Source organism: Tautonia plasticadhaerens (genome assembly GCF_007752535.1).
GTDB classification, from domain to species: domain Bacteria; phylum Planctomycetota; class Planctomycetia; order Isosphaerales; family Isosphaeraceae; genus Tautonia; species Tautonia plasticadhaerens.
This window is the reverse complement of the sequence record NZ_CP036426.1, coordinates 8,487,339-8,501,696: the sequence shown is the minus strand read 5'-3', so window position 1 is coordinate 8,501,696 and position 14,358 is coordinate 8,487,339. Positions and strand designations below refer to the sequence as shown.

Below are 14,358 nucleotides of genomic sequence, written 5' to 3'. Positions count from 1 at the left end.
GGCCGTCCCGTTCGAGCAGGGACGGCGCGACGACTCATGACGACTCATCCCGAATCGCCTCACTCACTGACCATGGGGGTGGGTGGGGTCGAGCGGCGCGGGCCCCCGGTCCGAGGCCCGCGGGCCCGCGCCGCTCGACCTCACCCACCCCGGCCAGGAATGGTTACGTTCCCACGCGATTCCGCATCAGGACCGACGCACCCGATCGAGGACGACTCGATGATCCCGAAGATCCCCGCCCCCCGGCCCGGCCTCCGGGGGCTGGTGCTCATTACCCTGCTGGTCGGCCTCGCCCTGGGGGTCGACGGCATGGCGACGCGACACGCCGAGTGCCTGGAGCGGGCCGACCGCCACGGCATCGAGGCGGATCGGCTGGAGCGGGAGGTCCGCAGGCTGGTCGAGTACCGCGAGGAGGTGGGACGTCGGACCCGGATGATCTTCGACGGGCGTGCCCCCATGGGCTGCCCCCCCCGGGGCCCGGGCCTCGAGCTGATCGGCCGGCGGGCCGACCGGGCGGCCTGGCACCGGAGGCGATCCGACCACTACCTCCGCGCCGCCTCCCGACCCTGGGCCGCCATCCCCCCCGAGTCGACCGGGGAGGGGGTCGAACCCGAGGGCGACGGCCCCCCGTCCTGACCGGGGCTCGGGGCCGACCCCGATCGGATCCGGAGCACCCTCGCCACCGGCAGGGCGATCGCCGCCGAGAGGAAGCTGCCGAGCGCCCCCATCTTCGCCGAGTCCTGGAGCGGGCCCGGCTCGGGGAAGGCGGCGGTGGAGACGAACAGGGCCACGGTGAAGCCGATCCCCGCGACGATCCCCATCACCAGGACGTGCCGGTAGCCCATCCCCTCGGGCCGCTTCAGGCCGAAGGCCGCCTCGCCGACGGCCGTGAACAGGGTGATCCCCAGCGGCTTGCCCACCACCAGCCCCAGCAGCACCAGCCAGGTCGCCGTCCCGACGCTGCCGAGGGGCACCCCTGCGTTGACCAGGCCGAAGAGCCCGAGGATCAGCTCGGCGGGCCGGCCCCACCAGTGGCCGAACCGGTCGAGGGTCGACCGCCTCCTCGGGTCGCTGTGGGCGAACAGGCCGCGGTCGTCGGGCAGGTGGGGCATCGTCGGGATGATCGGCACCAGCCCCAGCGCCGGGTGGATCCCCGCCTCGTGGAACGACCACCAGCAGAGCACCCCCGGCCCGAGCAGGTACCACCAGAAGCTGCGGACGCGCCGGGCCTTCATCAGCAGCCCCAGCCCCACGGCCGCCGCCGAGAGCAGGAACCAGGCCGGCGCCACCGCCTCCTCGGGGTAGAAGACGGCCAGGATCGCCAGCCCGGCGGCGTCGTCGGCGATGGCCAGCAGCAGCAGGAAGGCGATCGCCGGGTGCCCCGGGCCGAAGATCAGCCGGGCGAGGAGGTAGCTGAAGGCGATGTCCGTGGCGCAGGGCACCGCCCACCCCCGGCCCAGGTCCTCCATCCTGCCGAGCGTCGCCGCCCCGACCAGGTAGACCGCCGCCGGCATCGCCACCCCGCCGAGCGTCGCCATCAGCGGGGTGGCCGCCCTCCTCGGGTCGCTCAGGGGCCCGCCGGGCAGCAGGGCCTCCCAGACCTCCTTGGCCGCCATCCCGAAGAAGACCGCCATGAATACGTCGTTGACCAGGAAATGCAGGTTCAGCACCCCGCCGGCCGGGCCGCTCAGGGGCGACCCGGAGACCAGCTCCCGGTACCCCGGGCCGTCCAGGTTCGCCCAGAGCAGGGCCGAGGCCGCCCCGAGGATCAGGAAGGCCGAGTTCTCGAAGAGGAAGTCGATCGCCGCCTTGCCGTTGGCCGCCACGCCGTCGAAGGTCGGGCGAGGGCCGCTGCCGCCGCTGGACTGGCTCATCGGGATCCGGCTCCGGGCCTGCGGGCCCCCGGGGAGGGGGAGTGAGGGGGGCAGGGAGGCGATCGGGCCGGGGGAGGGCGGCCGGGTCGGGATATCGGCCTCCCAGTCTATCAACGCCCCCCGCGTTCCCGATAGGGAGCGGCCTCCCGACCCCGACCCTCACCCCAGCCTTCCCCCCCCGATAGAATGGACCGACCCGCCGCCGGCAGGAGTCCGTTCGACCGACTCCGCCCCGACCCTCGCCCCCGTCCTCGGGGGAGAGGGTGGGCGAAGCCCGGGAGAGGGGGACTCGGACGACTCGCAACGCACCGCGATCCGTCGAAGGTCCCTCACCCCGGCCCTCTCCCCGCACGTGGGGAGAGGGGGACGGACTCCGACCGTCTCCCCCGATCCCCCCGAGCCCTCCCCCATGCCGCCGACGACCCGGGCCGTCATCGCCGCCGACTCCCCCTCGACCGCCGCCGCCGGGGCGAGGGTCGCCGAGCTGGGGGGCAACGCCGCCGACATCGCCGTGGCGGCCGGCTTCGTGGCCACGATGGCCGAGTCCCTGCTCTGCTCCCTCAGCGGCTCCGGCTTCGCCCTGATCGCCCCCGCCGACGGCCGGGACCCCGAGCTGATCGACGGCGCCCACGCCGTCCCCGGCCTGGACCCGGGCCTCCGCCGCGACCCCGAGGCGCTCGACGTGGTCGAGTACCCGCTCCCCTACGGCGGCGGCATCCGGATCCGGATCGGCCGGGGGACGGTGGCCGTCCCCGGCGCCCCCGCCATGCTGGAGGAGACCTGGAGGAGGCACGGCCGGCTCCCCTGGGCCGAGGTGCTAGCCCCGGCCGTCGAGCTGGCCCGGTCCGGCTGGCCGGCGAGCAAGACGATGTCCGGCTACCTCGCCCTGGTCGGCCCCGGGTCCTACTCCCGGCAGGACGACTGCCTCTTCTGCTACTTCCCCGACGGCAGGCGTCCCCCCGACCCCGGGGCCCCCTTCCGGATCTCCCACATGGACCGGACCATGGAGCAGCTCTCCCGGGAAGGGACCCGGGCCCTCTACGAGGGGGACCTCGCCCTGGCCTTCGACCGGGAGATGCGGGCGCACGGCGGCCTGGTCTCCCGGCAGGACCTCCGCTCCTACCGGGCCGAGGTCCGGCGGCCGTTGACGCTCCGGTCCCGGGGGTGGACCCTGGGCCTGAACCCCCCGCCGGCGATCGGCGGGGCGGCGCTGGGGGTGCTCATCGGCTGGCTCGACCGGGCCTGGCCGGACGGCCCCGCCCCCGGCCGTCGGGCCCGGCTGCTGGCGAAGGCCCAGCTCGCCCTGCTGGAGCTGAGGTCCGGGGTGATCGAGGCCGAGGACTTCGACGACTCGATCGCCCGGGCCCTGCTGGAGGACTCGGGCCTGCTCCCCTGGCTCCCCCGGCTCTCGAGCCCCGGCACCACCCAGATCAGCGTGGCCACCGCCGACGGCGGCCTCGCCTCGATCGCCATGAGCAACGGCTACGACGCCGGGATCATGATCCCCGGCACCGGGATCACCTGCAACAACGCCCTGGGCGAGCCGGAGCTGAACCCCCGGGGGTTCCTGGCCGCGCCTCCCGGCTCCCGGGTCGTCTCCAACATGGCCCCCTCCATCGCCCTGGGGGACGACGGCCGTCGCCTCGCCTTCGGCTCCCCCGGCGCCTCCCGGATCACGACCGCCCTGGCCCAGACCTGGGCCTGGCTCGCCTTCGAGGGGCTCGACCCGGAGGCGGCCATCGCCGCCCCCCGGCTGCACGTCGACCCGCCCGGGTCGGGCGACGGCCCCCCCGTCGCCCGGGTCGAACCGGGGTTCGACCTCTCCGGGCTCGACGACGGCCTCGCGGTCGTCCCGTTCCCGACCATCGACATGTACTTCGGCGGCGTCAAGCTCGCCCTCCGGTCCCCCGACGGCTCGCTGCTCGGCCGGGCCGACCCGAGGAGGGAGGGGGCCGTGCGGTCCGTCGACTGAGGGCGGGGGAGCGAGGGGGCCTCCGGTCAGCGCGGGATCGGCGTCAGGTCCTGGGGCCCTCCCGGCTCCAGTCCCACCTGCTGGGGCTCCGGGTTGCGGACGATCCGCCAGCCGTCCTGCTGGGCCTTCTGGGCGCGCTGGGCGTCCCAGGCGAAGGTGGCCGGCGGGATCTCGACGTTCTTGCGGAGGTCCTTGATGAAGTAGTTCTGCTTGTCCTTGCCGTTGGGGGCCAGGGTGTGGATGCTCCGGGGCTGGAGGGTGGCGGCGTCGAGGATCAGGACGGCGACCGAGAAGGCGTCCCGGTCGATCGCGTGCAGCGGGTAGATGGCGAGCCGGTGGGTCCCCTCCTGGGTGGGGGGCATCAGGTTGGCCCGGTACCGCTTCTTGAACTCGGCCACGTTCATCCGGAACAGGAAGGGCAGGGGGCCCTCCTCCATCGCCCGTTGCTGGGCGTCCTTGGGGAGCGGGTAGATGGTGATCTGCCTCAGTCCGCCGTCGAACTCGACCACCTCGGCGCCGTTGGCCACGATTCTCCGGTCGAAGACGAACTGCTCCTGGCCCCCCTCCTTGACCTGCTTCTCCAGCTGGAGGACCACCAGGTTCGGCCTGCGGAGGTAGGCCCGGCCCTTGTAGACTTTCTTCTCGCCGACGATGGCCATCTCGTCGACCTGCTCGAACTCGGCGTAGAGGGTCTCGATCCGGCCGCTGGACTGTTCCCAGCGGGCGAGGATCGCGTCGAACTCCTCGTCGTTCGCCGCCGGGGCGGGGGCGGGGGCCGCCGCCTGCGGGGCCTGGGCCCCGGCCGGGGAGCCGGCCAGCGGGGCGGGGGCCTGCCCGGGGCTCGGGGGGCCTCCCGGGTCCTGGCCCTGCCGGGCGGGTGCGGGGGCGGGGGCCGAGGCGCGTTGCACGGCGGGGTCGTAGGTCGCCGGCCGGCCGGGGGCCGGGTCGGGGGCCTGGGCCCGCCCGGCCGTCGCGGCGATCGGGCCGAGCGCGGCGAGGGCGACGACGAAGAGGGGGGCGATCCGTCGCATTCCGAGTCCCTCCGGGAAGGGTCGTTCCATTCGATCGATCGGTCGGGCCGGTGCCGTCGCGCGGCCCGGCCGTCGGGCGTGGCCCGGCTCCGGCCGGGGACTGTACCGGAACCGCCGGGCCTTGACCAGCCGAGGCGTCACGAGTCGGGCCCGGGACCGTCCCTGGGGCATCCTCCACCAGGTTGACAGGGCCCCGAGGGGCGTCCTATGTTCAGGCCGGGGCCGGTCCCGTCGTCCCGGTCCAGGGTGATGAGCGATGGAGAACGAATTGACGCCCGATCCGGAACCTCAACCCGCCGAGCGATGGGCCGTCCGGGCCCTGTTCGCGGCCGTCGTGCTGGCGCTGCTCGCCCAGGCGGTCGTCTACCTCAAGTTCCGGGACGAACCCTACCCCGCCCTGTTCATGCCCGGCTTCCGAGGGGCCGGGGGCCACGGGGAAGACGGGGTTAGGCTTTCAATAATGGAGGCCGTGCTGATCTCGCCGGACGGCTCGACGATCCCAGTCTCCTACCAAGAGTTGCTCGAGCCGGTGGAATGGCCCCAGCGGGGTGTGCTCTCCAGGCGATTCTTTACCAAGCCCCCGGAGGAGGCGGTCCTCGGGGGTGAACCGGAACCGAGACCCGGGTTCCGCTACCGCCTGATGCCGGGCATCCGACTGGGACTCCACAACCGATTCACTTCGAAGAACCTCGAGTCCCTGAGGGAGTGGCTGGCCCGCCGCGCCGAGGTGCTGGCCCCGGGCCGGGACGTCGATCGGGTCGAGATCCGCTGGAAGCGGGGGACGTTCCGCCTAGTCGACGAGGGGTACCAGATCGACTGGGAATCGGAGCCGGCCGAGGTCTGGGTCATCGCGTTGACTCCCGGGAAGAAGGGGTGATGCTCAACCGAATCGATCGCTGGATCTTCCACGGCTACCCGGCCCGGGTTGGGGACCTTGCGGTCCTCCGGGTGATGTACGCCTCGTACATGATCCTCGGCCAATTCCCGAGGGCGACGTGGATCCTCGACTCCCCGAGCGCCTTCTTCGCCCCGCCGCCTGGCCCGGCGGCCATGTTCACCGACTGGCCGGCGGACGGGGTCATCCTCGGGCTCAACTGGGCGTACTTGCTGGGCCTGGTCGCGCTGCTGATCGGCTGGAGAACCCCCATCGCGTCGCTAGTCTCGGGGGTCGTATTCATCGCTTTGGGCTGCTGGACCCACGCCTCGGTGAAGATCAATCACGACATCCTGCTCGGCGTCCTGCCGCTGGCGATGGCCGCCTCGGGCTGGGGGCGGTGGTGGTCGCTCGACGCCCGTCGGCCGGGCTCCTCGCCGGGGGAGCCGGCCCGGGGGTGGTGCCTCTCGCTGCTGGCCCTGATGATCGGCGCCGCGATGGCGACGGCCGGCTGGGCCAAGTTCTCCACGGGCTGGCTCGATACAACGACCCATTCCACCTACGGCTACCTGACTAGCCAATTTGTCAGGGGAGAAGCAGGTCCTCTGGCCGAGGTGGTGCTGACCTCCCGGCCCGAGTGGCTGCACGAACTGGGGGACTGGGCGGCCGTCTGGCTGGAGCTTGGCTTCCTGGCCGCCACCTTCTGGCGGCCGGCGTTCCGCTGGTGCCTGGGGCTGGCGGTGGTCTTCCACCTGGGCAACTGGCTGCTCTTCGACATCCACTTCGGTTCGAACGTGGTCGTCTACGGGGCGTTCGTGCCCTGGTCCCGGCTGGTCCCGCCGAGTTGGCTGTCCCGGACGCCTCGACCCTCGACCTTGGGGGTCGGCGGCCTGCTGGCCTTCGGGTACGGGGCCTGGATGATGCTGGCCGAGCCGCTGCTGCTCTGGTCCTCCCGGGCGAACTCGTCCAGCATCGTCCTCGACCGCGTGGTCATCCTGATCGGGACGGCGATCGCCGCCCTGTTCTTCGCCCGCTCCCTCGGCCGACTCGTCTCGCCGGCCCGGGAGGGCCCCGGGCGATCGACCCTGGGAAATCCGTGACCGAATCACACATTTATGGTGACGCCGTGACAATCCCGCTCGGGGGATCCGACCGACCCAGACTCGGCACAAGTCGGCCGATTCCTCTCGACCCGGAGGATGCTGACCTTGATCGCTCGGCGGTTCGTCAAGGACATGCGACGGGCGCTTGACGTGCAGGCTCATCCCGTCATCATCGAGAGGACCGCTTCATGTTGGCTCCCCGCCCGCCCGGCCCGGCGCGGATGTTCGCCCTGGACATGCTGCGTGGCCTGGCCATGCTCCTGGTCCTGTTCACGCATCTCCCGGGCGGACGGGGGTCGATCGCCCCGGTTCGACTGCTCAATGCGATCGGGTGATGCGGGGTCGATCTCTTCTTCGTCCTCTCGGGCTTCCTGATCTCCGGCCTGCTCTACAAGGAACTCGACCGCACCGGGCGGCTCAACCTCCCCCGATTCTGGCTCCGTCGCGGCTTGAAGATCTGGCCGTCGTACTTCGCCGCCTACGGGTCGATCGTCGCGCTCGAGGTGGTGGCCGCCGCCTCCCGAGAGGATCTCTCGGCGTTGTCCCGGATCGGGCGGCGTACCCTCGTCAATAGCATCTTCGTCCAGAATTACTTCGTCCCCCTCCAGTGGCCACACAGCTGGACGATTGCCATCGAGGAGCACTTCTATCTATTGCTACCTCTGCTGCTACTGGCCATGACGGCGACTTCCAAGGGCCGCCCGGAGAGCGCGATGCGAGGCGTGCCGATCGTGGGGGCGGCGGTGGCGATCCTCGTCCTCGGCCTTCGCCTGGCGACCCCGGCACAGGGGGCCCTCACGGGCTCCCTGTACTATCGCACGCACTACAGGGTCGATGCCCTGATGTTCGGGGTGGTCCTGGGCTATCTGGGACATCATTGCCCAAGCATGTTTGCTCGCCTCGCCCGGCATCGGCAGTTGCTGTTGCTGCTGGCCGCATCGGCCTTATTCGTGCCGCTGGCTCCCGTCCGGTTGATCCACACCTGGGGCTTTACCCTGCTGTACCTCGGCCTGGGAGGACTGGTCGTGCTCGCCGCCAGCCGGCCGGATTTCGGCCTGGAAGGGCCGAGGCCGCTCCGGTGGTCGGCCCGAGCCCTCGCGCTGCTGGGGGTCTATTCCTACACGATCTACCTCGGCCATTCGGCGCTCGAATGGCTCCGGCGCGAGGTGATCGAGCGGCTCCCGTCTCCACCCCCCCCCTGGCTGGACCAGATCGCGTTCCTGGCCCTCTCCGTCGTCGCGGGCGTGGCCCTCTCTCATGCCGTTGAGCGGCCATTCTTAAGGCTTCGAGAGCGTCTGGTGCCGTCCAGACGCCGGGCAACTCCCGGTCCGGTCCCGATGCCCCCCGGGGAATCGTCCCTCGGGACGGACCCGATGGACGCTCGGGCGACGGCCTGATCGGCCGACGATCCAGGCAGGCCTCGGGTCCGGCTCGATGGGCCACTTCAGCCGGCCCGGCCCTTGGCATTGGGGGCCTGCCGTGCCACACTACTGGGCGATTCGCCCCTGAACTCGGCCGATTCGACCCGTCCCGCCCTCGCCCTCCCCGGGGAGCAACCGACGATGCGCCTCCGACCGACGATCCTCGCCCTGTTCCCGATGGTCCTCGCCGCCGCGATCGCCCCGGCCGAGGACGTGACGCCGCTGCCGATCGGGGCGCCATTGCCCGACTTCCGGCTGCCGGGCGTCGACGGCAAGACTTACTCGCCGGCCGACTTCGAGGATGCCGAGCTGCTCGTCGTCCTCTTCACCTGCAACCACTGCCCGACCGCCCAGGCGTACGAGGAACGGGTCGCCCGGTTCCACGACGAGTACGAGGGCAGGGGGGTGGCCCTGGTGGCCATCTCCCCGAACGACCCGCTGGCGGTCCGGCTCGATGAGCTGGGCTACACCGACCTGGGAGACTCGTTCGAGGACATGAAGATCCGGGCCCGTGATCACGGTTACGAGTATCCCTACCTCTACGACGGCGAGACGCAGGAGGCCTCGAAGGCCTTCGGCGTGCTGGCGACGCCCCACGTCTTCATCTTCGACCGGGACCGCACCCTCCGCTATCAGGGCCGGTTCGACGACGAGGAGGTGAAGGAGGTGACCTCCCGCGACGCGGTCGACGCCGTCGAGGCCCTGCTGGCCGGCCGGGAGGTCCCCCGCCCCACCACCCGGGTCTTCGGCTGCTCGACCAAGTGGGCCGACAAGCGGGAGGACGCCCGCAAGGCGACGGAGCGGTGGGACTCCGAGGCCGCCACCCTGGAGCTCATCGACCTGGACGGGGTGGCCGGGCTGTCCCGGAACGACTCCGAGGATCTGCTGCTGGTGAACCTCTGGGCCACCTGGTGCGGCCCCTGCGTGGCCGAGCTGCCGGAGCTCGTCACCATGCACCGGATGTACCGCAACCGGGACTTCCGCCTGGTGACGATCAGCCTCGACGAGCCGGAGCACCGCGAGAAGGCGCGGGAGATGCTCGACGAGCACCACGTCTCGGCCACCAACTACCTGCTCGACTCGGGGGACCTCGACGCCTTCGCCGAGGCCCTGGATCCCGAGTGGCCCGGCCCGGTCCCCTACACCCTGCTGATCGCCCCCGGCGGCGAGGTGATCTACCGCCACGTCGGCGCGATCGACCCGCTGGAGGTGAAGCGGGCGGTCGTCGGGCACCTCGGCCGGACCTACTGAGCCTTGAGCCCTCCCCCCGCCCCGGAGGCCCGGGGCGTCCCCGTCCCTTCGGGGCCGACGGCTCCCGATCGGGCGACGCCCCGATCGGCCGGGGAGGACGCGCAACGCTCCATCATCGCCCGGTAGGCGAACTGCAGGCGGATGAAGTCCTCGGGGGCCCCGCCGCGGTCGGGGTGGACCCGCAGGGCGAGCCGATGATAGGCCCCCCGGACCTGATCGGTCGAGCACGGCCAGTGCAGGCCGAGCGTCGCGAGCGCCTCGGCCCAGGGCTCTCCCGCCGTCGAGGGGCCGGGCGTCGAGGCGTCGGAGCCGGGATCCGGCGCGGCCGGGCCTCGGCCGAAGGCCGACGCCGAGAAGAAGGGCTCGGCGGAAGAATGGTCCCGGAAGATCAGCCGGAGCCGATGGGGGCCCCTCGGGCGGATCATCGCCGGCCTCAGCTCGGCCTCGACCCAGCCCGCGTCCCCCCGGGACGTCGAGCAGATCCAGACCGATCCCTCCTTCGGCGGCAGGGCGTCGGCCTCCACGACGGCGCCCCCCCGGCTGATGTTCACCAGCCGGGCCGTGGTGGTCTGATACGCCCCCCCCTTCCACCACCCCAGCCGGACCCGGGAATCGGCCGCGCTGAACCTCGGCCATCGCCTCCGATCGCTCGCCTTGTCGACCATGGGACGCCCCTCCCCGACCGAACACATGCACCGGCCCGGACCGGGCCGGGCCACCGGACGACGCCCCGGCCGGCGGGTCGCCCCGGGGGATCCGCCCCGGGCCCCCTGTCGAGACTTTACGTCCAGACCGGCCCGGCCGGACGCCGTGTCCACCAGAAACAACGCCTCGCCTCGCCCCTCCGATCCGACGGGGGCGTCAGCACTCCCCGAGCCCCGGCGGGGGGCCCTGGGGATCCTCGCCGGCCAGGAGGCGGAACAGCTCCCGGACCCGGTCCGGGCCGGGTCGCAGGGGGACCGAGCCTCCTTCGGCCTGCTCCTCCGCCCATCCCGGGGCGACCACCAGGGCGACCCACGTCGTCCCCGGCCCCCCGGGCCCGCTGCCAAACCGGGAGAGGAGCCCGGAGAGCACGATCGGCAGCTCGACCCGCCGGATCCGCTCCGGGGTCGGGTCGGCGCAGTCCTCGGCCGGCGAGGTGACGAGGTACTCCCGGCAGGCCAGCGGGCGTTCCGGGTGGATCGAGCAGGATTCCTCCTCCAGGAACGGGCAGGGGATCCCCAGGCGGAAGTAGTCCGGCCCCAATGCCCGACGCTGCTCGACGGTGGTCCGCTCGGGGTGCAGCAGCAGTTCGAGGAGGCCGGCCTCGTCCAGCCGACGACGGGCCTCGGCGAACCTCCGGAGCACCTCCGATCTCCTCGGCTCGGGCATCCGGCCGATCAGATCCCGGAGCGCCCGGGCCTCCGCCTCGGCGACCGGGACGAGTTGCCGGCAGCAGGCGCCGCACCCCTTCCGGCAGGAGATCGCCCGCCCCTGCGCCTCGACCTCCCGCTCGGATTCGGCCACGATGGCGTCGGTCAGCGCCCGGAAGACCGGGAGCACCCCCTCCGGCGGCACCGGGCCGGTCGGCACCTCGAACTCGACCCCGATCGGCGTCCCCCCCACCTCCAGCTCCACCCGGGCCGACACCGACTCCGGGGGCCTTCGCGTGTTCGGCGTCGGCCCCGGGACGGCCGGCCCTCGGGCCCGACGAGGCCGGCCTCCGAATCGGTTCGAGGGCGTTCGACGGCTCATGGCGAGGCTCCTCGGGATGCGGACGCGAGCCCCCGGATCCGGGAAGGCGAGGGCCCTCGGTCGTCATCGGCCGAAGCCGGGCAGCGATCCCGGCCGTGAGTCCCCCTCCCGGATCAGGTAGCCGGAATCGACGGCCAGGCCGTCGTGGCGATCGACCCGGCCCGAGGGCCAGGCGACCTCGATCGAGACGGGGCCGCCCGCCTCCCCGAGGCCGAAGTGGAGCCGGGGGTCGGGCGACGATTGATAGCTCCCGCCGCCGACCCGCCAGCCGACCCGGCGTCGGTCGCCGTCGTCGACGACCACCCGGGCGCCGACGGCGTCCCGGGCCGAGTCGGTCCCCTCCAGCCGGACGGTGACGAAATGGCCGCCGGGGGTCCGGTTGCGGAGCAGGGCCAGGGGGCCGTCCTGGGGGACGAGGACCACGTCGGGGAGGCCGTCGTTGTCCAGGTCGCCGGCGGCCAGCCCCCGGCCGACCCGGGGGGCCTGCCAGTCGGGGCCGGCCCGGTCGGTGAGGTCGGCCAGGAGGCCGCCGGGCCCGCCGACCAGGAGCTGGGCGGGCATGGCGTAGGGGAACAGGGGCCGGGAGTCGTTGACCATCCCGTTGGCGGAGGCCAGGTCGAGGAACCCGTCGTTGTTGGCGTCCAGGAAGGCGACCCCGAACCCCAGCAGGTAGCGGCTCGGGGCCATCCCGAAGGCGGCCGAGGCGTCGACGAACTGGCCGCCGCCGAGGTTGCGGTAGAGGGTGGTCCCCTCGGCGTAGAAGTTAGTCACGGCCAGCTCGGGCAGGCCGTCGCCGTCGAGGTCGCCGCAGGCGATCCCCATCCCCGCCTGGTAGCCGCCGTCGGCGTTGGAGGCGACCCCGGCCCGCTCCCCGACCTCCTCGAACCGCATCCCGCCGAGGTTCCGGAAGAGGAAGTTGGCCGACAGGTCGTTAGCGACGTAGAGGTCGACGAGGCGGTCGCCGTCCAGGTCGGCCGCGACCACGCCGAGCCCCCGGCCGTCGCGGTCGACAATGCCCGCCTGCTCGGCCACGTCGACGAACCGGCCCTCGTCGTTTCGGAAGAGGCGGTCGGGGACGGCCTCGAACAGCAGGGGCTCGCAGTAGATCGGCCGGCCGGTCTCCGGGTCCAGGCAGGTCCGGGGGTCGTGCTCGTCCCAGGCCAGGTAGTGGCACACGTACAGATCCAGGTCGCCGTCGTCGTCCAGGTCGGCCCAGGCGGCCGAGGTCGGCCACTCGGCCTCGACCCCGAGCCCCGACGGCCCGGTCACGTCCTCGAAGGTGCCGTCCCCCCGATTCCTCCAGAGTTCGTAGGAGTCGAATCGGGTGACGAAGAGGTCGGGATCCCCGTCGTTATCGTAGTCCCCCGCGGCGACCCCGAGGCCGTATCCCCGGCCCGATCGGGGGAACCCCGCCCGATCGGTCGCGTCCTCGAAGGTGCCGCCGCCGAGGTTCCGGAAGAGGCGGTCTCCCGGGCCGTCGGGGGTCCGGCCGGGGGGGAACTCCCCGCCCTGGGGCAGGTAGACGTCGAGCCAGCCGTCGCCGTCGACGTCGAGCAGGCCGACGCCCCCCGACATCGTCTCGGGGAGGTGGCGGTCGGGGGAGTGCCCCGCCTCGAACCGGAAGCGGAGCCCGTCGGCCTCGGCCCGGTCCTCGAAGCTCGGGGCCGCCCCCCGGCCGGGGGAGGGGCCCGGCCCCGGCCCCGGGGAGGAGGCCGGGGGTGCCCCCTCGACCGGGTCCCCCGAGGCCAACCGGGAGGCGAGCGGGGCCAGCTCGGCGGTCCTCCGGCGTTGCTCCTCGTCCAGCCGCGCCAGGGCGTCGATCGCCTCGGGGTCGCCGGGCTCCTGCCGGGCGACCGCGATCCAGGATCCTCGGGCCTCGTCCCGTCGGCCGAGGCGCCCGGCCAGCCGGGCCAGCTCCCGGGCCCGGGGGGCCAGCTCCGGGGCCTCGAGGCGGAGGAGCCTGTCGTAGCGGTCCCGGTCCCGGTCGAGCTCGGCCTTCTCCCGGCGGTACTCGGCCGAGCGTTCGTCGTCGCCGGCCTCGACGGCGAGCTCGGCGAGCCGATCGAGCGCCGAGGGGTGGGCGGGCCTCCATTCGAGCAGCCGCTCCAGGGCCAGTCGCTCGCGACCCCGGTCGTCGGCCCGGGCGGCCAGCCAGGCCTCGATCTCGAGCAGCTCGGCGGGCTCGAGCCGATCCGGCGGCAAATGCGCCAGCGCGCATCGGGCCTCCTCGGGGTCGCCGCTCGCGATCGCCCAGTCGAGCCGGGCCCTCCAGGTCGGGGGGTCGTCGGGGAGGGCCCGGAGGCAGGCGTCGAGCCGACGGCCCGCCTCGTCGAGGCGACCGGACCGCAGGGCGAGGTTGGCCAGGCCGAGCTGGACCCGAGGGTCCCCCGGGTGGGAACGGGCGGCCTCCTCGAACATCGTCCGGGTCCGATCGACGGGGACGGCCTCGGCGTCGAGCAGCCAGAGGTCCCGGACCACCCGGATGGGGTCGTCCGACCGGCCGAGCTGCCGGCGGAGCAGCGCCCGGGCCTCCCCCCGGCGGTCCTGGAACCGCAGGATCCGGCCGAGCAGCTCCAGGGCCTCGGCCTCGTGGTCCCCGGGTCGGCCTAGGGCATCCCGGAGCATCCGCTCCCCCAGCTCGAAGGCGCCCCGCTCCAACGCGACGGCCCCGCCCCGGGTGGCGGCGTCGCCGGAGGACGGGGAATCCTCCGGGACGCGCCGCAGGGCCTCCAGGGCGGCGTCGAGATCCCCCCGCTGCATCTCGCAGACCCCGAGCAGGTAGCTCGCCTCCCCCCGGCCCACCCCCCGGGACGCGAGGGGCCCGAGCAGGGCGTGGGCCCGGGCGAGGTCCCCCCGGCCCAGGGCGCTCCTCGCCTCGTCGAGCTGCCGGCGGGCCGATTCCTGGCGGGCCGCCCAGAGCAGGCACAGCGCCACCGGGGCGCAGAGGGCGACCGCGACGACGGCGACCCTCAGGGGGAAACCCTTGCCGACGGGCCTCATCCGTCCTCCCCATCGTTGATGCGTTCATCCAAGTTTGGCAAGAGTGCAAATCCAGGACGAATAACTTGACACAGACACTACCAGGTATCTTAATTGGG

11 protein-coding genes and 1 pseudogene are annotated in these 14,358 nt (G+C 73.1%); 7 read left to right on the top strand and 5 right to left on the bottom strand.

Annotated features, from left to right (window positions below):
• Positions 1–219: 219 nt before the first annotated feature.
• The gene (locus tag ElP_RS33755; RefSeq protein WP_145277852.1) at positions 220–636 is read left to right on the top strand and encodes a hypothetical protein; all 417 of its coding nucleotides are present in this window, start codon (positions 220–222) and stop codon (positions 634–636) included.
• On the opposite strand, the gene ElP_RS33750 is transcribed toward ElP_RS33755, so the two are convergent.
• A complete protein-coding gene (locus ElP_RS33750) occupies positions 543–1,874 on the bottom strand; it encodes a Na+/H+ antiporter NhaA (protein WP_145277850.1) in 1,332 nt (443 codons plus the stop codon). The genes ElP_RS33755 and ElP_RS33750 overlap by 94 nt on opposite strands.
• Before the next feature lie 409 nt (positions 1,875–2,283).
• On the opposite strand from ElP_RS33750, the gene ElP_RS33745 reads away from it, so the two are divergent.
• Positions 2,284–3,846: a gamma-glutamyltransferase gene (locus ElP_RS33745; RefSeq protein WP_145277848.1), complete on the top strand. Its 1,563-nt coding sequence runs from the start codon at positions 2,284–2,286 to the stop codon at positions 3,844–3,846.
• Between the two features lie 26 nt (positions 3,847–3,872).
• Here the strand turns inward: ElP_RS33745 and ElP_RS33740 are convergent, their stop codons facing one another.
• A complete protein-coding gene (locus ElP_RS33740; RefSeq protein WP_145277846.1) occupies positions 3,873–4,877 on the bottom strand; it encodes an outer-membrane lipoprotein carrier protein LolA in 1,005 nt (334 codons plus the stop codon).
• Between the two features lie 256 nt (positions 4,878–5,133).
• Here ElP_RS33740 and ElP_RS33735 point away from each other — a divergent pair, with 256 nt between their 5' ends.
• The 5 genes and pseudogenes from ElP_RS33735 to ElP_RS33720 all read left to right on the top strand — a co-directional run bounded on the left by ElP_RS33735 (position 5,134) and on the right by ElP_RS33720 (position 9,526).
• Positions 5,134–5,754: a hypothetical protein gene (locus ElP_RS33735; RefSeq protein ID WP_145277844.1), complete on the top strand. Its 621-nt coding sequence runs from the start codon at positions 5,134–5,136 to the stop codon at positions 5,752–5,754.
• On the top strand, positions 5,754–6,851 hold the full coding sequence (locus ElP_RS33730; protein ID WP_145277842.1) for an HTTM domain-containing protein: 1,098 nt from the start codon (positions 5,754–5,756) through the stop codon (positions 6,849–6,851). The genes ElP_RS33735 and ElP_RS33730 overlap by 1 nt, the downstream gene beginning before the upstream one ends.
• Positions 6,852–7,042: 191 nt before the next feature.
• Positions 7,043–7,189: a hypothetical protein gene (locus ElP_RS39020; protein ID WP_197446578.1), complete on the top strand. Its 147-nt coding sequence runs from the start codon at positions 7,043–7,045 to the stop codon at positions 7,187–7,189.
• A gap of 15 nt (positions 7,190–7,204) precedes the next feature.
• Positions 7,205–8,251: pseudogene (locus ElP_RS33725) on the top strand (acyltransferase family protein); the annotation flags it as partial.
• A gap of 165 nt (positions 8,252–8,416) precedes the next feature.
• Complete coding sequence (locus tag ElP_RS33720; protein ID WP_145277838.1) at positions 8,417–9,526, top strand: redoxin domain-containing protein; 1,110 nt, start codon at positions 8,417–8,419, stop codon at positions 9,524–9,526.
• Here ElP_RS33720 and ElP_RS33715 read toward each other — a convergent pair.
• The 3 genes from ElP_RS33715 to ElP_RS33705 all read right to left on the bottom strand — a co-directional run bounded on the left by ElP_RS33715 (position 9,520) and on the right by ElP_RS33705 (position 14,260).
• On the bottom strand, positions 9,520–10,191 hold the full coding sequence (locus ElP_RS33715) for a DnaJ domain-containing protein (RefSeq protein ID WP_145277836.1): 672 nt from the start codon (positions 10,189–10,191) through the stop codon (positions 9,520–9,522). The genes ElP_RS33720 and ElP_RS33715 overlap by 7 nt on opposite strands.
• 196 nt (positions 10,192–10,387) lie before the next feature.
• Positions 10,388–11,260, bottom strand: coding sequence for a YkgJ family cysteine cluster protein (locus ElP_RS33710; protein ID WP_145277834.1), 873 nt, complete (start codon positions 11,258–11,260; stop codon positions 10,388–10,390).
• A 63-nt stretch (positions 11,261–11,323) separates the two neighbouring features.
• The gene (locus ElP_RS33705) at positions 11,324–14,260 is read right to left on the bottom strand and encodes an FG-GAP-like repeat-containing protein (RefSeq protein ID WP_145277832.1); all 2,937 of its coding nucleotides are present in this window, start codon (positions 14,258–14,260) and stop codon (positions 11,324–11,326) included.
• Positions 14,261–14,358: the final 98 nt, after the last annotated feature.